The organism is Arenimonas sp. MALMAid1274 (assembly GCF_049195245.1).
In the GTDB taxonomy this organism is placed as follows: Bacteria; Pseudomonadota; Gammaproteobacteria; order Xanthomonadales; family Xanthomonadaceae; genus Arenimonas.
The window spans coordinates 16,246-35,212 of record NZ_JBMIRR010000023.1 but is presented as its reverse complement, the minus strand read 5'-3'; the positions used below and the strand labels follow the sequence as shown (position 1 = coordinate 35,212).

At 70.8% G+C, this 18,967-nt stretch carries 15 protein-coding genes; 5 read left to right on the top strand and 10 right to left on the bottom strand.

Annotated features, from left to right (window positions below; all coding sequences use genetic code 11):
• Positions 1 to 12 precede the first annotated feature (12 nt).
• Positions 13 to 1,350 carry an amidohydrolase family protein gene (locus tag ACOQFR_RS03520; RefSeq protein WP_421378605.1) on the bottom strand — a complete coding sequence of 446 codons (1,338 nt, stop codon included), beginning with the start codon at positions 1,348 to 1,350 and terminating at the stop codon, positions 13 to 15.
• Between the two features lie 76 nt (positions 1,351 to 1,426).
• On the opposite strand from ACOQFR_RS03520, the gene ACOQFR_RS03515 reads away from it, so the two are divergent.
• Positions 1,427 to 1,771 carry a hypothetical protein gene (locus tag ACOQFR_RS03515; protein ID WP_421378602.1) on the top strand — a complete coding sequence of 115 codons (345 nt, stop codon included), beginning with the start codon at positions 1,427 to 1,429 and terminating at the stop codon, positions 1,769 to 1,771.
• 59 nt (positions 1,772 to 1,830) lie between these two features.
• Positions 1,831 to 2,577, top strand: coding sequence for a tetratricopeptide repeat protein (locus ACOQFR_RS03510; protein ID WP_421378599.1), 747 nt, complete (start codon positions 1,831 to 1,833; stop codon positions 2,575 to 2,577).
• Positions 2,578 to 2,589: 12 nt separating this feature from the next.
• Here ACOQFR_RS03510 and ppc read toward each other — a convergent pair whose 3' ends face one another.
• The 3 genes from ppc to ACOQFR_RS03495 form a co-directional block, all read right to left on the bottom strand.
• Positions 2,590 to 5,331 (bottom strand): phosphoenolpyruvate carboxylase, encoded by a 2,742-nt coding sequence (gene ppc, locus ACOQFR_RS03505; RefSeq protein WP_421378596.1) that lies wholly within the window; start codon positions 5,329 to 5,331, stop codon positions 2,590 to 2,592.
• A 75-nt stretch (positions 5,332 to 5,406) separates the two neighbouring features.
• The gene (locus ACOQFR_RS03500) at positions 5,407 to 5,730 is read right to left on the bottom strand and encodes a hypothetical protein (RefSeq protein WP_421378594.1); all 324 of its coding nucleotides are present in this window, start codon (positions 5,728 to 5,730) and stop codon (positions 5,407 to 5,409) included.
• Positions 5,731 to 5,792: 62 nt separating this feature from the next.
• The gene (locus ACOQFR_RS03495) at positions 5,793 to 7,277 is read right to left on the bottom strand and encodes a serine hydrolase domain-containing protein (protein ID WP_421378591.1); all 1,485 of its coding nucleotides are present in this window, start codon (positions 7,275 to 7,277) and stop codon (positions 5,793 to 5,795) included.
• Positions 7,278 to 7,385: 108 nt separating this feature from the next.
• Here ACOQFR_RS03495 and ACOQFR_RS03490 point away from each other — a divergent pair, with 108 nt between their 5' ends.
• Entirely contained in the window at positions 7,386 to 7,982 is a 597-nt protein-coding gene (locus ACOQFR_RS03490; RefSeq protein WP_421378588.1) for an RNA polymerase sigma factor, read from the top strand.
• Entirely contained in the window at positions 7,979 to 8,419 is a 441-nt protein-coding gene (locus tag ACOQFR_RS03485) for a hypothetical protein (RefSeq protein WP_421378585.1), read from the top strand. The genes ACOQFR_RS03490 and ACOQFR_RS03485 overlap by 4 nt, the downstream gene beginning before the upstream one ends.
• 42 nt (positions 8,420 to 8,461) lie before the next feature.
• On the opposite strand, the gene ACOQFR_RS03480 is transcribed toward ACOQFR_RS03485, so the two are convergent.
• Both ACOQFR_RS03480 and ACOQFR_RS03475 read right to left on the bottom strand, forming a co-directional pair.
• Positions 8,462 to 9,184 carry a UPF0149 family protein gene (locus tag ACOQFR_RS03480; RefSeq protein WP_421378582.1) on the bottom strand — a complete coding sequence of 241 codons (723 nt, stop codon included), beginning with the start codon at positions 9,182 to 9,184 and terminating at the stop codon, positions 8,462 to 8,464.
• A gap of 1 nt (position 9,185) precedes the next feature.
• A complete protein-coding gene (locus ACOQFR_RS03475; RefSeq protein WP_421378579.1) occupies positions 9,186 to 10,550 on the bottom strand; it encodes a glutamate--cysteine ligase in 1,365 nt (454 codons plus the stop codon).
• Between the two features lie 81 nt (positions 10,551 to 10,631).
• Here ACOQFR_RS03475 and ACOQFR_RS03470 point away from each other — a divergent pair, with 81 nt between their 5' ends.
• Positions 10,632 to 12,200, top strand: a complete 1,569-nt coding sequence (locus ACOQFR_RS03470; RefSeq protein WP_421378576.1) for a peptide ABC transporter substrate-binding protein — start codon at positions 10,632 to 10,634, stop codon at positions 12,198 to 12,200.
• 123 nt (positions 12,201 to 12,323) lie between these two features.
• Here ACOQFR_RS03470 and ACOQFR_RS03465 read toward each other — a convergent pair whose 3' ends face one another.
• From ACOQFR_RS03465 to iadA, 4 genes are all read right to left on the bottom strand, one after another.
• Positions 12,324 to 13,994 carry a Mur ligase family protein gene (locus tag ACOQFR_RS03465; RefSeq protein WP_421378573.1) on the bottom strand — a complete coding sequence of 557 codons (1,671 nt, stop codon included), beginning with the start codon at positions 13,992 to 13,994 and terminating at the stop codon, positions 12,324 to 12,326.
• A 77-nt stretch (positions 13,995 to 14,071) separates the two neighbouring features.
• On the bottom strand, positions 14,072 to 16,861 hold the full coding sequence (gene cphA / locus ACOQFR_RS03460; RefSeq protein ID WP_421378570.1) for a cyanophycin synthetase: 2,790 nt from the start codon (positions 16,859 to 16,861) through the stop codon (positions 14,072 to 14,074).
• A 9-nt stretch (positions 16,862 to 16,870) separates the two neighbouring features.
• Entirely contained in the window at positions 16,871 to 17,710 is an 840-nt protein-coding gene (locus tag ACOQFR_RS03455; protein ID WP_421378567.1) for a cyanophycinase, read from the bottom strand.
• A gap of 4 nt (positions 17,711 to 17,714) precedes the next feature.
• The gene (gene iadA / locus ACOQFR_RS03450; RefSeq protein WP_421378565.1) at positions 17,715 to 18,938 is read right to left on the bottom strand and encodes a beta-aspartyl-peptidase; all 1,224 of its coding nucleotides are present in this window, start codon (positions 18,936 to 18,938) and stop codon (positions 17,715 to 17,717) included.
• Between the last annotated feature and the right edge of the window lie 29 nt (positions 18,939 to 18,967).

The window sequence follows — 18,967 nt, the reverse complement described above, 5'->3', positions numbered from 1 at the left end:
TTCACGTGGGGTTTACTTGATGCGTTTGCCGTGTTTGATGACGAGGTCGATGTTCTGGATCAGGGCGATCTGGCGCAGGGCGTCGCCGCGCACGGCGACGATGTCGGCGTACTTGCCTTCGGTGACGGTGCCGTAGTCGCCGTCCACCTTCATCGCCACCGCCGGCCAGTAGGTGGCCGCGCGGATGGCATCCACCGGCGGCACGCCGAACTGGTTCACCCACACGTCCAGCTCGTTCCAGGTGCTCTGGCTGTGGAACTTCATCGGGATGCCCGAGTCGGTGCCCACCAGCAGCACCACGCCCGAGCTGCGCAGCTGCTCGAACTTGCGGCGCAGGGTCGGCTGCCGCTGCGGCGTCTGCTGGAAGTAGGCGATGCGTTCGGGATGCTCCAGCGACTTGCGGATGTCGGCGATGATCGCCGGCGTCAGGCCGCGGTGCCAGGAATCGCTGTCGATGAACTCGTGGTTGCGCACCGTGTACGGGAAGTTGTAGAGCCCCTCGATCGTCGGCGTCCAGAACAGCGGACCGTCGGCCATGCGCGAGGTGCGCGCCGCCAGGGCCTCCATCACGTCGGCCGGGAACTCCGGCGCTGCGCCGAAGCCGGTGTGCTCGAAGCCGTCCACGCCATGCCGCAGCCCGCGCCGCACTTCCTCGGGCCGGTGCGCATGCGCGATCACCGGCAGCTTGTGCCGGTGCGCCTCGTCCACGATCGCGGCCACCTCGGCCTCGCTCATCTGGTCCTGGTCGATCAGCTTGATCACGTCCACGCCGGCTTCGGCCAGCCGCCGGATCTTGGCGCGCGCGTCGGCCGGTGAATCCACGCCCCAGCGGAACTGCTCGGTGCCCGGGTAGGGCTTCTTCTGGATGAAGGGTCCCGACATGTACATCGTCGGCCCAGGGATCTTTCCGGCGTTGATCGCGTCACGCACCGCCAGGCTTTCCTCCAGCGGTCCGCCCAGGTCGCGCGCGCTGGTGATGCCGGCCATCAGCAGCTGTTCGGCCGAGGACGGCATGATCACGCTGCCGAACTGCGGCGGGTAGGTCTTGTCCCAATGGTCGTAGTCGGCGTGCCCGTTGATCATCAGGTGCACGTGCATGTCCCACAGGCCCGGCATGACGGTCATGCCCTCGGTGGAAATGACCTCGGCGCCGGCCGGCACCGGCAGGCTGTCCACGGTGCCGACGGCGACGATGCGCTCGCCCTCGACCAGGATCACCGAGTTGCGGATCGGCTCGCGCAGCGTGCCGTCCACCAGCGTGCCGCCGACCAGGGCCACGGTGGCCGCGGCCACGCCGTGTGAAAGCGCCATCAAGATCACTGCCGCCAGCCATGCCCGCTTCATCTTCATGCGCCTATCCTCGGTCCAGGGTGTCCCGATGGTAGCTTGCACGGGGCGCCGATAGCCCGCCCCCCAGGAGAATCCCATGGCCACCCGCTACTACCTGCGCCTTCCCGAGCCCAAGCAGGCCCGCGGCAGCGACCCTGCCCTGTCCTTCCGCTCCGACAGCGCCGGCGGTTTCGCCGAAGAGCTGCAGGCGGCCCTGCGCACCCCGGCCCTGTTCGAAACCTGGAAGGCCAAGCAGGACGATCCCGACGCGGTCGACCCGGGCCTGGGCGCCACCGACCCCGGCGCGGTGGTGACCGGCGAGCAGAGCGACCTGGACGTGCTGCTGGTGGCCACCACCTCGATTCCCGGCACCGTGTTCAAACAGCGCATGCGCTGGCTGGCCGGCAGCCAGTGGCAGATGCAGGACATCAAGGGCGCCTGAGCCCGCTCGCCCGGGGACGCGGGCTTCAACGATAATCCGCCCAGTCCCCGGAGAACCCCATGTCCATCCTAGGCATCGGCCTGCACGTCATCGCGGCGATCTTCTTCGCCGTGCACGCCATCCGCACCCAGCAGCCGCTGTACTGGCTGTTCATCCTCTTCATGTTTCCGCTGCTGGGCAGCCTGGTGTACGGCATTGCCATCTTCCTGCCGGAACTGCGCCAGAGCCGCGGCATGCGCAAGGCCGGCCGCAAGGTGCAGCAGCTGCTCGACCCCGGCCGCGAACTGCGCGCCGCGCTCGAAGCGCACGACCACGCCCCGTCGGTGGGCAACCAGCTGCGCGTGGCCGATGCCCTGCTCGAAGCCGGCCGGCCCGCCGAAGCGGTGGTGCACTACGAACAGGCGCTCAAGGGCCTGTACGCCGGCGACCCCGATATCCGCGCCCGCCTGGCCCGCGCCCTGCTGGAAAGCGGCAAGCCCGCGCAGGCGCGCGAGCAGCTCGACGGCCTGATCGCCGACAAGCCCGACTTCCGCTCCGCGCCCGCGCACCTGGTGTACGCCCGCGCCGTGGCTGAACTCGGCGACCGCGAGCGCGCGCACGAAGAGTTCGGCGTACTGGTGGGCTACTTCCCGGGCATGGAAGCTCGCGCCCGTTACGCGGCGCTGCTGCGCGAGTGGGGCGACACCGAGGCCGCGCAGAAGCTGGCCGCCGAATCGCTGCGCATCGCCCAGCGCCTGCCCGCGCATTCGCGCACCCAGGACCGCGAGTGGATCGCGATGCTGCAGAAGGTGGACCGCTCGGCCTGAGGCCGGCGCCGCTCAGCCGGTGTTCTGCACGCCGGCGGAGATGCCGTTCACCGTGGTCACCAGTGCATGGAACAGCGCGTCCTCGGGCCGGTCGGCGGCGCGCCAGCGCGCCAGCAGGTCCACCTGCAGCAGGCTGATCGGGTCCACGTAGGGATTGCGCAGGCGGATCGACTGCCGCAGCCGGAAGTCGCCGGCCAGCAGGCTGTCGTTGCCCTTCAGCGCCAGGATGGCCTGCTGCGTGCGCTCGAACTCGGCGGCGATGCCCGGGTAGAAGACCGCATGCGCATCGCCGGCCAGCCGCGAGTAGCGCTCGAAGATGCCCAGGTCGGATTTCGCCAGCACCATCTCCACGTCGTCCACCAGGGTGCCGAAGAAGGGCCAGTCGCGCGCCATGTCGGCCACCGCCTCGTGGCCGTAGGTGGCGATGCCGTGCGCCAGCCCGGTGCCGACGCCCAGCCACGCGGTCAGGCCGCAGCGGTTCTGCGACCAGGCGAACACCCACGGAATGGCCCGCAGCGAGGACACACCGCCGGCATTGCCGCGCTTGCTGGGCCGTGAGCCGATGCGCAGGCGCTCGATCACGTCGATCGGCGTGGCGGCGCGGAAGTAGTCCACGAAACCCGGCGTGTCGTACACCAGGCCGCGGTAGTGCGCGCGTGCGGCAGCGGCGATGTCGGCGGCCATTTCGCGCCACTTCGCCTCGCGCGGTTCGGGCGGGCGCGGGCGCAGGCTGGCGCGCAGCACGGCGCCGGTCATCTGCTCCAGGTTGCGCAGCGCCAGCGCGCGGATGCCGTACTTGCGGTGGATCACTTCGCCCTGCTCGGTCAGGCGCAGGTTGCCGTCCACCGAACCGCGCGGCGCGGCGATCACCGCACGCTCGGTCTTGCCGCCACCGCGCGAGAGCGAGCCGCCGCGGCCATGGAAGAACGCGATGCGCACGCCGGCCTCGGCGGCCAGCGCGGTCAGCTGCACCTGGGTCTGCTGCAGCGCCCAGCGCGAGGCAACCAGGCCGCCGTCCTTGGCGCTGTCGGAATAGCCCAGCATCACCACCTGGCGGTCGCCGCGCTCGCGCAGGTGCTCGCGGTACACCGGGTCGGCGAACAGCGATCGCAGCGTGTCGGCCGCGGCCTGCAGGTCGTCCACGGTCTCGAACAGCGGCGCCACGTCCAGCGGCACCGCGCCGCGCCCGTCCAGGCAGCCGGCGGTGCGCGCCAGGGCCAGCACGGCCAGCGCGTCGGCGGCACTGCGGCTCATGCTGATGATGTAGGGACCGAAGGCGCGGCTGCCGTAACGCGCCAGGCCATCGGACACGCTGCGGAACACGTCCATCACCGACAGCGCATCCACCGCCGAGGGCGTGGACGCCGGGTCGGTGCCGGCGATCAGGTCGCGCAGGCGCTGGGCGCGGTCCTGCCAGGCACGGTTCGGAAAATCCGCATCGTCCAGCAGCGCGGCCAGCGCCGCGTCATGGCGCGTGGACTCCTGGCGCAGATCGAGCGTGGCTAGGTGGAAACCGAAGGCCTCGGCGCGGCGGCGCAGGCGGCGCGCGGCGAAGCCGCCGGCGTGTTCGCCGCGGTTGGCGGCCAGGCTGTCCTCGACCAGGCGCAGGTCGGCGATGAACTGGCCCGCGTCCTCGTAACCCTCGCGCTTGTCCTGCGCGGTGGCGGCCAGCCGCGCCGACACCAGGCTGGCGAAGCGGCGGTAGGGCATGTCGGCATGGCGCGCCTTCAACTTCTCGGCGGCACGCGGCAGGCGGCGCGCGTACTCGTCGCTGCGGCGCAGCAGCTCGGGCGACACGCCCACCCGGCCGCGCGACTGGCTGAGCAGCTCGCCGAGGCGCGCCAGGTCGCGGCGGTAGTTGGCCAGCACCAGCGCGCGCTGGCCCGACAGCGTGGCCTCGATGGTGGCCGCGCCCACGTTGGGATTGCCGTCCATGTCGCCGCCGACCCAGGAGCCAAAGCCCAGCACGGGCGGCAGCGCCGGCACCTCGCGGCCGTACACTTTCTCCAGCGCGTCCTCGAACACTTCGTGGAAGACCGGCAGCACGCGGTAGAGCACGTCGGAAAGGTAGAAGGCCACGTGCTCGAACTCGTCGGCCACGCTGGGCTTTTCCGGCGGCGTCTCGTCGGTCTGCCAGCTGGCGGTGAGCGCCAGGCGCATGCGCTCGACGTCGGCGCGTCGTTCCTGCGGGGTCAAGCCGCGGTCGATGTCCTCGACCAGGCAGCGCACCACTTCGCTTTCCTTTTCCAGCAGCGCGCGGCGCACGGCTTCGGTGGGGTGCGCGGTGAACACCGGTTCGATCCGCAGCCGCTGCAGCATCGCGGCCACGGTGCTGGCATCCACGCCGGCTTCCCGGAGCTGCTGCAGCGAATCCTCCAGGCCGCCGGGCTGCGGCGCGTCGCCCAGCCGCTGGTAGTCGCGGCGGCGGCGGATACGGTGCACGCGCTCGGCCAGGTTCACCGCCTGGAAATAACTGCCGAAGGCACGGACCAGCAGCTCGGCCTGGTCCAGGCTCAGGCCGTCCAGCCGCCGCGACAGTTCCCCGATCGGCGCCCCGGCCTCGCGGCGACGGATGGCGGCGATGCGCAGCGCCTCCACCTCGGCCAGGAAGGCTGGCGAGACCTGTTCGGCCAGGATCTCGCCAACCAGGGCGCCGAGGCGTTTGACGTCCTCACGCAGCAGCACGTCGGTGGGCGGCAGGTCGATGTCGCGCAGCGACTCTAGGGCGGGATTGTCGCGGACGGGGCTGGTCATGCGCCCAGCCTAGCGCGACCGGATTCGTGCGGCGACTCTAATCGGCGCCTGTCGCCGGACACGCGCTGGTGCGGCCTACTTCTGCTTGCGCTCGAGCAGGTAGAAGGCCAGGTTGCCCAGGCCGGTGGCGCCCAGCAGCACGGCGACGACGCCCGGCGTGACGCGCTCCGTGCCGATCCATTCCACCAGGCCGAAACCGACCGCCAACGCCACCAGCACGCAGCCCCAGTGCAGCGAGGCCAGGCGCCGGCGGTTGGCCTCGCCGTCGAGCAGCGAGCGCACCAGTTCTTCCGAACCCCGCGATTCGATGATGCGGCGACGCGTGTAGGCGTCCACCACGGTCTTGATGGAATAGGCGATGCAGACGAACAGGGTGATCGGAATCAGGATGGGGTACATGGCATGGGGTCCGTGGGGTGGGGTCAGGATAAGGGATACGCCCGGTGCGGCCTCGGTTGCGGTCAATCCTTCGACGGCGGCGGCGGCGTGCCGGCCAGCGACGTGAGCACCAGGGCATTGAGCCATTCCCCGACCGCCATCGAGGCATTGTCCTGGTTGGCCAGAACCACGATCACCAGGTCGTCGGCCGGGTAGTAGCGGAATTCGGCCGAGATGCCGGGCGCGCCGCCGTTGTGTCCGACCCAGCGCTGCCCGGCCACCGTGCCGCTGCTGAAGAGGTAGCCGTAGTCCATGCCTCGGCCTTGCGGGGCATGCGCCTTCCACAGCACTTCCCATTGAGCCTGCGACAGCAGGCGGCCGTCGGCCATGGCGCGGGCGAAGGCCTGCAGGTCGCGCGCCGACGCGTAGCCACCGCCGGCGGCGGAGCCGCGCGCGCTGAGCTCGTCGGTGTTGTCCCGCCACGCGCCGTCTTCGCCCATGAGATAGCCCAGGGCGAAGCCTGCCGCGGCGTCATCGCGGCGGTAGTGGTCGGCGTGCGTCATGCCGGCCGGGCGGTAGATCGCGTCGCGCACGTAGTCGTAGTAGTTCTTGCCACTGATGGCCTCGATGACCAGGCCCAGGATGACCGGCCCGCCATTGCTGTATTCCATCCCCTGCCCCGGCTCGAACAGCAGCGGCTGGTCGACGAAGGTCTCCAGGAATTCCTGCTGGCTGTCGAGTTCGTGGCGGCGGTCGGTGTGAGCCTGGTTCCAGTACGAGCCCACGCCGGACGTGTGGGTGAGCAGCTGGTGCAGGGTCACGCGGTCGCGGATCTGCGCGTTGGGGAAGTCGGGCAGGTGGCGGCCGACGGTGTCGGTCCAGTCCAGCTTGCCCGCTGCCTGCAGCTGGGCGATGGCGATGCCGGTGAACATCTTGTTGATCGAGCCCAGGTTGAAGGGCGTGTCGAGCGTGTTGGGGCGGCCGGAGCGGCGGTCGGCCAGGCCGAAGGCGCCGGCGTACAGCGTGTCGTCGCCTCGCCCCACCAGCACGGTGCCGGTGAACCGGCCCGCCTTGAATTCCGCCTCGAGATGGCTGGCGATCGCCGCCGGCAGGGCGGCGGGTGCCACCGCAGCGACTTCAGGCGGCAGGGGGCGGACGCCGAAGCGTTCGATCTTCGGCGGATCGTCGGCGGACAGCACCAGCATCAGCGACACGCGCTGCCCGTTGGCCAGGGTGTAGTGCAGCTCGTCGCCCTCGGCGCCCTTGATCACCGCCGAGGGCGACAGCGAGGCCAGCTCCGGACCCAGGGCCTCGGCGAGCATGGCGAAGGTTTCGAGCAGATCCGCATCGCCGTTGCGTTCCCGGACCCCGGCGCTGAAATGGAGCGCCAGCAGGGCCGGCCGGTCCGCCGGCTTGGCCGAAACCGTTTGCCAGAACCGGGTGGCCTGCGCTTCCAGCCCCGTGCCGTCGGCGCGGGCCGGGGAAGCCAGCGGCAGGGCGAACAGGAACACCAGCAGACAAGCCATCCAGGCGGGTGCGGAACGCGGGGAGAAAAACGCGGGGATCATCGGGGCGGTGTCCGTGCAGTGAGGTCCGGACAGGGATACAGGCAGTGTGCCGACGGTTGCAGCCTGCCGTTTGCAACCGATGCCGCGTCCGGCGTATCCCTGTACCGGATGGCCAGCCCTGCACCGCACCAAGACGTCATCGATGCCGACCGGGCCCTGGTGGCGGCGGTGCTGGCCGGAAGGCCCGGCGCCTTCGAACGCCTGGTGCGCGACTACCAGAAGCTGTGCTGGCACGTGGTGGACCGCATGGTGCGGCATCCGGACGACACCCGGGAGCTGTGCCAGGAAGCCTTCCTGCGCATCCACCAGACCCTGCACCAATACCGCGGCGAGAGCGCGCTGAAATCGTGGGTGGCGCAGGTGGCGTATTCGGTGGCGAAGCGGCACCTGGAGCGCAGGCGCATCCCGCTGGTGGACGACGCGCAGGACGAGGCGGGCGCCGGCCTGGCCGAACGCGTCGGCGCCGACTTCGACCTGGAAGCCAGTGTGGCGGACGGGCAACGCCACGCGATGCTGCACGCGGCGGTGGCCACGCTGCCGCCGCTGCAGCGCACCGTGCTGACGCTCTACCATCTGGAAGAACTGCCGATCGGCGACATCGCCCGGGTGACGGGACTTGCCGAAGGCACCATCAAGAGCCATCTTTTCCGCAGCCGGAAACGCCTGCGCGACCTCCTCGAATCACGCCTGGGAGACTCCCCGTGAAAAAGACCACCCCCCCGCCGATCGACGAAACGGAATGGGCGGCGCAGGAGCGCGCCCTGCGCGCCGCAGCCGGGCACGGGGCGGACAGCCTGTCCGGCGCCGAGGCCAGCTACCGCGTCATCGCCGATGCACTGGCCACGATGCCCCGCAGCGAGCCGCCCGCGGATTTTGCGGCGGCCGTCATGCAGCGCATCGCCCAGCGTGAATCGGCCCGCGAGCGCCTGCTATCGCGCGGCCTGCTGGCGGGATTCGTGGGGGTGTCCGTGATCCTGTGCGTGGTGAACGCCGACGCAGGCTGGCAGCTGATCCGGCTGGGCGGCGGCGATGACACGGTGGCCTGGGTGCTGCTGGGACTGGGCTGCGCGGCCCTGTCGTGGGTGGGGCATCGCGTGCGGGAGATGGCGTCGCTGTCGGCGGGTGCGCGACACGCGGCCTGAAGGCCGGGTCGCACCATCATCCCATGGACGCGCGTACCGAAGTCAGGCGCCGCAGCACTTCTTGAATTTGCGGCCCGAACCGCACGGACACGGGTCGTTGCGCTCGGGCGTGGCGGCGCGACGGATGGGATCGCGCGGCGTCAGCGATTCCAGCCGGTGGCAGTGCAGGTCGTGCAGCATGTCGGTGAGGCCGGCGTGGATTTCCAGGCGCTCGGTGTAGGGAAGCGGCGTGGGCGCCCCGCCCTCTTCCTCGGCCGGATAGCTGCCGACCGCCAACGCCTCGACGTAGGCCTCGACTTCACCGATCCAGTCGTCCTTGGCAATCCATTCGTCCCAGGCGTCGCTGCGCAGCTCCATGCCGTCGAGGAAGCCTGCGGCCCAGGCGGCGCCGATGTCCACGTCGTCGCCGTGTTCGGCGTTGGGATCGTCGGGCAGCCACCAGAACAGGGCGCCGTCCACGGTGATTTCGTCGCCGTTGAAACGCACGCGGCGCGCGGCGGTCTGCCAGGCCAGCATCAGCAGTTCGTTGGTCGCGGCTTCGTCGGCGGGGCCTTCCCAGCGTGGCGGGGTCTTGCCCCAGATCCTGGGCAGCCACTCCTCGGGCGGGATGGTTTCGCCGGGGCTGACCACCAGCGCGCTGAGGAAACCATCCAGCTGCTCCAGGCCGTAGCCGCCGTGCGGCACGGCGCGCTGCTCGAGCAGGCGGTCGAGCGCGTCGATGCGCTCGTCGTTGGCGCGGAACCAGTCGGCTTTGATCAGGCCCATGTCAGTACGCGAATTCCCGGAACACCGGATCCACGCTGCCGTTCCAGGCGCCGTGGTACAGGGCCAGCTTGCGCTCGGCCGGCGTTTCGTTGGCCAGCGCGAATTCCACCAGCGGCTCCAGGAACACCGCTTCGGTGGTGCCGCTCTTGTTGACGCGGTTGCGGCGCGCCAGGCCCTGCCCGGCGATCTTCAGCGCTTCCAGCGCCAGCTCGCGCACGGTGGCGCCGCGGAACGGCAGCTTCAGTGCATGCTTGGGCACGCCGTCGCGCAGGGCGTGGCGCTCTTCCATCGTGAAGTCCTTGACCAGGTCCCAGGCGGCGTCCAGCGCCTCGCCGTCGTACAGCAGGCCGACCCAGAACGCGGGCAGCGCGCACAGGCGGTTCCAGGGGCCGCCATCGGCGCCGCGCATTTCCAGGTATTTCTTCAGCCGCACTTCGGGGAAGGCGGTGGTCATGTGGTCGGCCCAGTCCTTCATGGTCGGCAGCTGGCCGGGCAGCGCCTCGAGCTCGCCGCGCAGGAACTTGCGGAAGCTCTGGCCGCTGAGGTCGATGTATTCGCCGTCGCGGTAGCTGAAGTACATCGGCACGTCGAGCAGGTAGTCCACGTAGCGCTCGAACGAGAAGCCGTCCTCGAACACGAAGTCGAGCATGCCGGTGCGGTCGGGATCGGTGTCGGTCCAGATGTGCGAGCGATACGACAGGTAGCCGTTGGGCTTGCCCTCGGTGAAGGGCGAGTCGGCGAACAGCGCGGTGGCGATCGGCTGCAGGGCCAGCGAGACGCGGAACTTCTTCACCATGTCGGCTTCGCTGGCGAAGTCCAGGTTCACCTGCACCGTGCAGGTGCGGGTCATCATGTCCAGGCCCAGCTTGCCGCGCTTGGGCATGTACTCGCGCATGATCTTGTAGCGGCCCTTGGGCATCCAGGGCATGTCCTCGCGGCGCCACTTGGGCTGGAAGCCCATGCCCAGGAAACCCAGGCCCAGCTCTTCGCTGACGGTCTTGACCTCGCGCAGGTGCTGGTTGGTCTCGCGACAGGTCTGGTGGATGTCCTGCAGCATGGCGCCGGAGAGTTCGAGCTGTCCGGCGGGTTCCAGCGTCACCGAGGCGCCGTCCTTGAGCAGGGCGATCAGCTTGCCCTTCTCCTCGTAGGGCTGCCAGCCGAAGCGCGTGAGGCCGCGCAGCATCGCCTCGATGCCCTGCGGGCCGTCCCAGGTGGGCGGGCGCAGGTCGTCGAGCCGGAAGCCGAACTTCTCGTGCTCGGTGCCAATGGTCCATTCGGACTCGGGACGCGCGCCGGAGGCCAGGTACTCGACCAGCTGGCGGTGGTCGGTGAGGGGGCTTTCCTTGACGTTGCTCGGTCCGGACACGGGGTGCGCCTTCGAAGGGGTATCAGCGATGTGCGGGCACTGGCCTACAATCGCAAGGATGACGATCTTATCCCGCGCCCCGTGAAGGTTGGCGTCCTGCCCATGCTGCTGCTGTGTTGCGCGCCGGGTCTGGGGGGCGCGCAGGGGCTGGACCGGGGCAACGGGCCCGAGCCGTCGACCCTGGACGCGCACCGCTGCCCGGAGGTGGCCTGCGCCAACGTGCTGCGCGACCTGTACGAGGGCCTGGTGGCGGAAGACGCCCGCGGCCGGCTGATTCCCGGCATGGCCGAGCGCTGGACGGTGTCGGACGATGGGCGCACCTGGACCTTCCACCTGCGCGCGGACCTGGCCTGGTCCAACGGTGAGGTGCTGGATGCGCCGCAGGTGGTGGCGAGCTTCCGGCGTGCGTTCGCGCCGGTCACGACGGCGCCGTTCGCGGGGCATTTCGATGCGCTGCGCAATGCCGCGGCGGTGCAGCGCGGCGAGCTGCCGGAGGACCGCCTGGGCGTGGCCGCGCCGGATGCGCGCACGGTGGTGTTCACGCTGACGCGCAGCGCCGACCTGCCGCGATTGCTGACGCTGCCGACGGCGTATCCGGTCTACCTTCCCGGCGTTCGCGAGCACGGGGCGCAGCACACGCGGCCGGGCAAGCTGGTCAGCAATGGCGCCTACCGGCTGCAGGCGTGGCAGCCACAGGCGATGATCACGCTGGAGCGCAATGCGCGCTTTCGCACGCCGGCGCCGATCGCGACCGTGCGCTTCCATGTCACCGAGGATGCCAGCAGCGAGCTGCGGCGGTTCGAGGCCGGCGGGCTGCACATCACTGAAACCGTGCCGCCGCAGCCGCTGGCTTCGCTGCGCGCGCGGTTCGGATCGCAGCTGCGGATCAGCCCCTACCTGGGCAGTTTCTGGCTGGGCTTCAACCTGACGCAGCCGCCGTTCAAGGACGCGCCGGCGCTGCGAGAGGCGCTGTCGCTGGCGGTGGACCGCGACATCCTGACGCGGCACGTGACCGGGCTGGGCGAGCTGCCGGCCTTCGGCCTGGTGCCGCCGGGCACGGCCGACCATGCCCCGCTGGCGCCGCCGGCCTCGCGCCTGACGCAGGCCCAGCGCGAGGCGCGGGCGCGTGCGCTTTACGCGCAGGCGGGCTACTCGGCGGCGCGGCCGCTGGAGGTGGAGCTGCGCTACAACACGTCCACGCCGCACCGTCGCCTGTCGCTGGCGGTGGCCGCGATGTGGCGCGAGGTGCTGGGTGCGAAGGTGCGGCTGCGCAACGAAGAGTGGAAGGTGTTCGTCGGCAGCCGGCGGCAGCGGGTGATCACCCAGGTGTTCCGCGGCGGCTGGATCGCCGACGTGGACGATGCGCGCAATTTCCTCGACAACTTCCGCGGCGACAGTGCGTCGAACTGGACCGGCTACGACGATGCGGGCTTCGAAACGCTGCTCGACCAGGCCGACCAGGCGCCGACGCTGGACCAGCGTTCACGCCTGCTGGCGCAGGCCGAGGCGCGCCTGCTGGCCGACCACGCGATCCTGCCGCTGTACTACTACACCTCCAAGCACCTCGTGCGTCCCGAGGTGATCGGCTTCGAGGCCAATGCGCTGGACCGGCATCCGTCCCGCTTCCTCTCCTTCCGCCACCCGCAGTGACGCGAAGCAGAGAGAGGAGGAGAAAACATACCAGGTATGTTTTTATGCGGCCTCCGGTCTTCGCCCACCGCTCCCGAAAAAACATACCTGGTATGTTTTCTCCTCCTCTCTCTAAGCTTTCTCTCAGAGGGGGTCGCCGGGCTGCCAGCCGGTGGCGGCCAGATGGTCTAGCAGGGCGGTGACCTCGGCCTTGGCCTCCAGCGCGTGGATCGGCAGCACCAGCACGTCGCCGGGCTGCGCCCAGGCCAGCAGTTCGCGGGCGGCGCCCAGTTCGGGCAGGACGGTGCGAAGCTGGTCGTCGTGCAGGCCCAGGCGGCGCAGCTCGTCGCCGATCAGCGCGGCCACTTCGCCCCGCTCGCGGCCGCGGATGAAACCGTCGATGTCCTTGAGCACGACCATCGACGGCTTCGCCTGCGCGGCGACGCCGGCCAGCGCGCGGATGTCGTCGTTGCCGCGGTTGCCGGCCTGGCCCAGCACCAGGCCCAGCCGGCCCGGCCAGCGCGCCCGCGCCACCTTCAGCAGGCCTTTCAGACCGGCGGGGTTGTGCGCGTAGTCGAGCAGGATGCGCAGGCCCCCGAATTCCCAGCGCTGCAGGCGGCCGGGGTTGTCGCCCGGGTCGCTGCCGAAGCGGGACAGCACCTGCGCGATGGTCGCCGCGGGCACGCCCATCGCCTGCGCCACCAGCGCGGCCGCGGCCGCATTGCCGATGTTGTAGTCGGCCGCGCCGCCGGCGGTGAGCGGCATCGTGGCCACCTCGGCGAGATCGAAGGATGCGCCGGCGACGTCGAGCCGCAGCACGCCGTCCGCGACGCCGCAGGTGGCACCGCCGGCGGCGCGATGCGCCTGCAGCCGCGGATGCGCCTGGTCCAGCGCGAACCAGGCGAACCGGCACTGCAGGTGCGAAGCCCGCGTGGACAGCCGGTCATCATCGGCATTGAGCACCAGCACACCGTCGGGGCCCAGCGCGCGGCCCACCGTAAGCTTCGCGTCGGCCAGCGCATCCAGGTCGTGGATGCCGTACTCGCCGAAATGGTCGTCGCTGACATTGGTGACGGCCGCGACATCCGCCCGCGACAGCGCCAGCCCGCGGCGCAGCAGGCCGCCGCGCGCGGTCTCGAGTACCGCCGCCTGCACGCGCGGGTCGCGCAGCACGGCGCGCGCGCCGCCCGGGCCGGAGAAATCGCCGCTGGCCAACTGCTCACCGTCCACGAACACGCCGTCGGTGCAGCTGTGGCCGCTGCGCCAGCCGTGCGCGCGCAGCATCGCGGCCAGCAGGCGCACCGTGGTGGTCTTGCCGTTGGAACCGGTGACCAGCGCCGTCGGCACCGCATGCAGCCGCTCCCAGGGCACGGCGTCCACCGGCGGCAGCGCGTCCATGGGCCAGGTCATGCCGCCCTCGCCCAGGCCCAGGGTCAGCGCCTCGTCGTCGGGCAACACCGGCAACGCGCGCGCCTCGGCGCGATCCACCAGCGCCAGCAGCCGCGCATTCGCTTCGCCGCGCGCCATCGCGCGCAGCGTGTGCGCCGCCGAATCCTCGTCCCAGGCGGCAGGATGGCCCGGCGCCTGCAGCGCCTGCGCCCCGTGCAGCGAACCCCAGGCCCATTCGTTGACCTCGGTGGCGGTGTACAGCTGGTCCACCGGCGCGGTGAAGGCCAGCGCCGCGCCACCGGGATGCGGACGCACCACCATCGTGCCCGGCAGCCAGCCCAGCTGCGCGCACATGGCGCGCACGCGCTCGCGCCACGCCTCGAAGGCGCGCGCATCGTCCGCCCCGGCACCGATGGTCTCCAGCACCGCGCCGGGTTCGGCGAAGTACAGGTTGGGTCCGGTGAGCCGGCGCGAATCCTCGAACGGCAGCGGCGCCTCGATGCTCAGTCGGCGTCCTCGCGCTGCAGGTGCACGCCGCGCTCGTCGCGCACCACGCCCTCGAAATCACTGAAGGCCGGTTCGTCGGGAACGGCCGCGGCCACCGCGGGCGCGGCCTTCGGCACCGCCTCCACCGCCGGCGCGGAGCCTTCGGGCTTGAACTTGGTCACCTGCTTCCACGAGCGCACCAGCGCATCGGCGAAGATCAGCAGCAGGTCGCCGGGCTCGCCCATGCGCAGGGCGGCGTCGATCGCCAGCTGCTCGTCGGGGATGATCGAGATGGCCGAGGCCGGCACGCCCCTGGCCTGCAGGGCCTTGGCCTGGATGCGCGGCACCTCGTCGCCGTCGCGCCCGCGCAGGCCGTCGTCGCGCCGGCAGATGTAGTGATCGAAGCGACCCGCCACCGCGTCGGCGATGGCCACCAGGTCTTCGTCGCGGCGGTCGCCCGGACCCGCCAGCACCACGATGCGCCGGCCGGTCACGTCCAGGCGCTGGGCCAGGTCGGCCATCACGCCCACCGCGTGCGCGTTGTGGCCGTAGTCGAACAGCACCTTGAACGGATGTTCGTTGAACACGTTCATGCGGCCCGGCGCCTGGTAGAACGTGGTGTCGAAGGTGCGCAGTCCCTGCCGGATCGCGTCGAGCTTGATGCCCAGCGAGAACGCCATGGACGCCGCCACCATCGCGTTCTGCACGTTGTGCAGCGCGCGGCCCTCCATGGTGGCCGGGATCAGGTGGGTCCACAGCAGCGGGATGTGGCTGCCCTTGTCGTACAGCGTGATCATCTGGCCGTTGACGCCGGCCTCCAGTGCGCAGGCGCGGCCACCGGCGCGGATGTGTTCGCGCACCAGGCCGTGCTGCGGGTTCATGGTGACGTAGCAGATCACCTTGGCCTCGGTGTAGCCGGACATGCGCAGCACCTGCGGGTCGTCGGCATTGAGCACCGCGCAGTCGGTGGCCACCTCGGCCACGATGCGCTTGACTTCGGCCAGCTGCTCCAGCGTGTTGATGCCCTTCAGGCCCAGGTGGTCGGACTGCACGTTCAGCACGGCGCCGACGTTGACGTGGCGCACGCCCATGCCGGCGCGCAGCAGGCCGCCGCGCGCGGTTTCCAGCACGGCGATGTCGATCTGCGGATCGGCCAGCACCATGCGCGCCGACACCGGGCCGGTCATGTCGCCCTCCACCGTGCGCTGGCCGTCGATGTAGACGCCGTCGGTGGTGGTCAGGCCCGGCGTGTAGCCGGCCATCTTGGTGATGTGGGCCAGCATGCGCGCGGTGGTGGTCTTGCCGTTGGTGCCGGTGATGGCCGCGATCGGCACGGCCGACGGCGCGCCCGGCGGGAACAGCATGTCGATCACCGGGCCGGCGGCGTCGCGCGGCGTGCCTTCGCTTGGCGCCACGTGCATGCGGAAGCCGGGCGCCGCGTTGACCTCGCAGATGCCGCCGCCGATGCGTCGGTAACTCTCGGCGATGTTGGTGGTGAGGAAGTCCACGCCGCCCACGTCCAGGCCGATGGCGCGGATGGCGCGCACCGCCATGTCGCGGTTGTCGGGATGGATGATGTCGGTGACGTCGGTGGCGGTGCCGCCGGTGGACAGGTTGGCGGTGGAGCGCAGGTAGACCACCTGGCCGGCCGCCGGCACCGATTCGGCGGTCATGCCCACGCGCTCCATCATCATCTGCGCCTGGGCGTCCAGCTCGATGCGGGTCAGCACCTTCTCGTGGCCGACACCGCGGCGCGCGTCCTGGTTCACGATCTCGACCAGCTCGGCAATGGTCTTGTGGCCATCGCCGACCACGTGGCCGGGCGTGCGGCGCGTGGCCGCGACCAGTTCACCATTGACGACCAGCAGGCGGTGGTCGTCGCCTTCCAGGTAGGTCTCCACGATGACCGAACGCGAGATGGCCTTGGCCGCCTCGAAGCCGGCCGATACCTCCTCGTCGGTGCGCAGGCAGATGGAGATGCCGCGGCCGTGGTTGCCGTTGTAGGGCTTGGTGACCACCGGGTAGCCCAGCCGGCGTGCGGCGCGCAGGGCGGCACCTTCGTTCTGCACCAGCTCCTGGCGCGGCACCGGCAGGCCCAGCGAACCCAGGATGCGGTTGGTTTCTTCCTTGTCGCTGGCCAGCTCCACCGCGATGTGCGGCGTGCGGCCGGTGACGGTGGCCTGGATGCGCTGCTGGTACTTGCCGTGGCCCAGCTGCACCAGCGACTGGTCGTTGAGCCGCAACCAGGGAATGCCGCGGTCTTCGGCCGCCTTCACCAGCGAGGCGGTGGACGGGCCCAGCGCGCGCCGCTGCGCGTAGCGGATGAACTCGTCGCGCGCGACCTGCCAGTTCCAGTCGGCGGGCACGCTGCCGGTGGGCTGCAGCTCGGCCGGCAGCAGCGAGCACAGCAGGGTCATGGCCAGCTCGCCCGCGGCCACGCCCTCTTCCTTCTGCGTGTATTCGTACACCACCGAATAGACGCCGGGGCGGTCGGTGCTGCGGGTCTTGCCGAAGGTGACGTCCTCGCCGGCGACGTTCTGCAGCTCGATCGCGACGTGCTCGAGCACGTGGCCCAGCCACGTGCCTTCGTCTTCCTTCATGCGGCGGATGAAGCCGCCCGGCTCGCGATAGGAACAACCGTGGCCGGCCAGGCCCGGCAGCGCCTCCACCAGCCCGTCCACGAAGGCGGGACCCAGGCGCGAGGTCGGCCAGGCCTCCAGCTGCCCGAGATCCAGCTCCAGCCGGATCACCGGGAAATGCGCATACAGCGACGGGCCAACGAAGATCGATCGGTCGAGGATGCGCATGCGTGGCTCCTATTCCTTGCGGGGCGACAGGTGTCCCGCCGACGGGCGGCGGGTGTGCAGGTTGAACGTGGCACCGGCGATCAGCACGTGCACGGCCAGGCCGAGCACGCAGACCGGGTCGCCTTCCTCGGCCTGGTCCATGGACGAGAACTGCAGGCCGTGCGCATCCACGACGGTGACGCCGCCGCTGCCGACCACTTCCAGCTCGTTGTCCGGGCCGATGAAGGCCGCGGTGTCCTCGTCCAGGCCGATGCCGATGGCGAACGGATTGAAGGCCAGCGCGGTGGTGAGGCGCCCGAAACGGTCGCGCTGGCGGAAATGCTGGTCGATGATGAAGCGGTTGGTCAGGCCCAGGCCCGGCGCCAGGCGCACGCTGCCGGCGCGCGGCGAGCCGCCCTCTTCGCCGAAGGCGATCATGTGTTCGCTGAGCACCGCGGCGCCGGCGCTGGTGCCGGCCACGTGTACGCCGCGCGCGTTCTGGCTGCGGATGACGCGGGCCACGCCGGTGCCGCCCAGCAGCGTGGTCAGCCGAAGCTGGTTGCCGCCGGTGAAGAAGATGCCGGTGGCCTGCTCCAGCCGCGCCAGCCGGCCGGGTTCGTCGGCGTCGCGGCGGGTGTCGAAATCCATGGACTCGGCGCGGCCGGCGCCCAGCTCGCGGAACAGCGTCTCGTAACGCGGCCCGGTATCGCGCAGCTTGCTGGCGGTGGGGATGATGACGATGTCGGCGTCCAGGCCACCGCAGAGCTTGACGAAGCGGCGCAGGATGTCGGGGCTGTTCTCCTTTTCCTCGGCGCCTCCGATCGGGATGATCCAGCCGCGCTGGCCGCCGTCGGGAATCTTGCTGGGCATTACTTTACCGTCCTTGGTCGAAAGTGGGATCGCCGCCGGCAGTGGCGGTTTCGAAGAGGCCGCGGCGCACCGCCCGGCCGTCGCGCACGTGCCATGTGCCAAGCGCCATCACGTCATGGATTCGCGCCTGCGCGTCCAGCACCACCAGGTCGGCGTCGGCGCCAACTTCGATGCGGCCCTTGCGCGGCAGGCGCAGCAGCGCTGCCGGGTTGGTGGTGAATGCGGGCAGCACGGCTTCCAGCGTCAGGCCGCGCGCCAGCAGCTGAGCCAGGGTCGCGCTGAGCGCGGCCGGCGCGCCCACGTCCATGCCGCACAGCTGGCCGGCATGGTCGAAGCAGGCCAGGCAGCCGCCGGCATCGGAGCTGATGGTGACCTTGTCCGCGGGCGCACCGCTTTCAAGGTAGCGTTGCAGCGCGGTGGCCGCGTCCCAGGCATCCTCGCCCTCGGCCACCGGGAAGGCGGTGATGTCGATGCTGCAGCCCGCGCGCGCCAGCGCCAGCGCTTCCTCGAACAGCGCCTTGCGCCGGTTGACGTGGGTGGGATTGAACACGCGCGCCGGCAGCTCGGACAGCTCCAGCGCGCGACGCACCAGGTCCAGCCCGCGCGCGCCGTCGCCCAGGTGCAGGTGCACGATGCCGGCCTTGCCGGTCATCAGCCCGGCCACGTGCGCCTGCGAGGCCAGGCGCAGCAGTTCGTCCAGCGTGGGCTGGCTGGAGCGGTGGTCGCTGAGGGCCACTTCGCCCACGCCGATCAGGCAATCGATGAAGGCCAGGTCGCTGGCCACGCTGCCGGTGATCGTGGCCGGTGGCAGGTGGTAGCCCCCGCAGTGGGCCCAGACGCTCAGGCCCTGCTCGCGCAGCGACATCACGCCGGCCACCAGTTCGCGGGTGGATCGCGCGACGTCGTCGGTGCCCAGCAGCCCGATCACGGTGGTGACGCCGCCCAGGGTGTAGCGCGACAGCGGCAGCGCCGGCACGCGCGAGGCGAAGCCGCCCTCGCCGCCGCCGCCGGTGATGTGCACGTGGCCGTCGATCAGGCCCGGGATCAGGCGCTTGCCGCCCAGGTCCACGACCTCCAGCGGCAGTCCGGTCGGGGCCGGCTCGGTCGGGCCGCCGATCCACAGGATGCGGCCGCCGCCGAGCAGCAGCTGTCGCTGCCCCAGGGCTTCGGGTGCATGGACCTCGGCGTTGCGGATCAGGACCAGCGGTGCAGGTGCAGGAGAAGGCATCCGGGAAATGTACCAGCTTGGGCCGGGGG

Bases quoted from the DNA above. Each gene is read 5' to 3' on its own strand.
- ACOQFR_RS03490 (WP_421378588.1), top strand. From the start codon at position 7,386: ATGGCCAGCCCTGCACCGCACCAAGACGTCATCGATGCCGACCGGGCC.
- ACOQFR_RS03500 (WP_421378594.1), bottom strand. From the start codon at position 5,730: ATGTACCCCATCCTGATTCCGATCACCCTGTTCGTCTGCATCGCCTAT.
- ACOQFR_RS03480 (WP_421378582.1), bottom strand. From the start codon at position 9,184: ATGGGCCTGATCAAAGCCGACTGGTTCCGCGCCAACGACGAGCGCATC.
- ACOQFR_RS03515 (WP_421378602.1), top strand. From the start codon at position 1,427: ATGGCCACCCGCTACTACCTGCGCCTTCCCGAGCCCAAGCAGGCCCGC.
- cphA (WP_421378570.1), bottom strand. From the start codon at position 16,861: ATGCGCATCCTCGACCGATCGATCTTCGTTGGCCCGTCGCTGTATGCG.
- ACOQFR_RS03520 (WP_421378605.1), bottom strand. From the start codon at position 1,350: ATGAAGATGAAGCGGGCATGGCTGGCGGCAGTGATCTTGATGGCGCTT.
- ppc (WP_421378596.1), bottom strand. From the start codon at position 5,331: ATGACCAGCCCCGTCCGCGACAATCCCGCCCTAGAGTCGCTGCGCGAC.
- ACOQFR_RS03455 (WP_421378567.1), bottom strand. From the start codon at position 17,710: ATGCCCAGCAAGATTCCCGACGGCGGCCAGCGCGGCTGGATCATCCCG.
- ACOQFR_RS03510 (WP_421378599.1), top strand. From the start codon at position 1,831: ATGTCCATCCTAGGCATCGGCCTGCACGTCATCGCGGCGATCTTCTTC.
- ACOQFR_RS03495 (WP_421378591.1), bottom strand. From the start codon at position 7,277: ATGATCCCCGCGTTTTTCTCCCCGCGTTCCGCACCCGCCTGGATGGCT.
- iadA (WP_421378565.1), bottom strand. From the start codon at position 18,938: ATGCCTTCTCCTGCACCTGCACCGCTGGTCCTGATCCGCAACGCCGAG.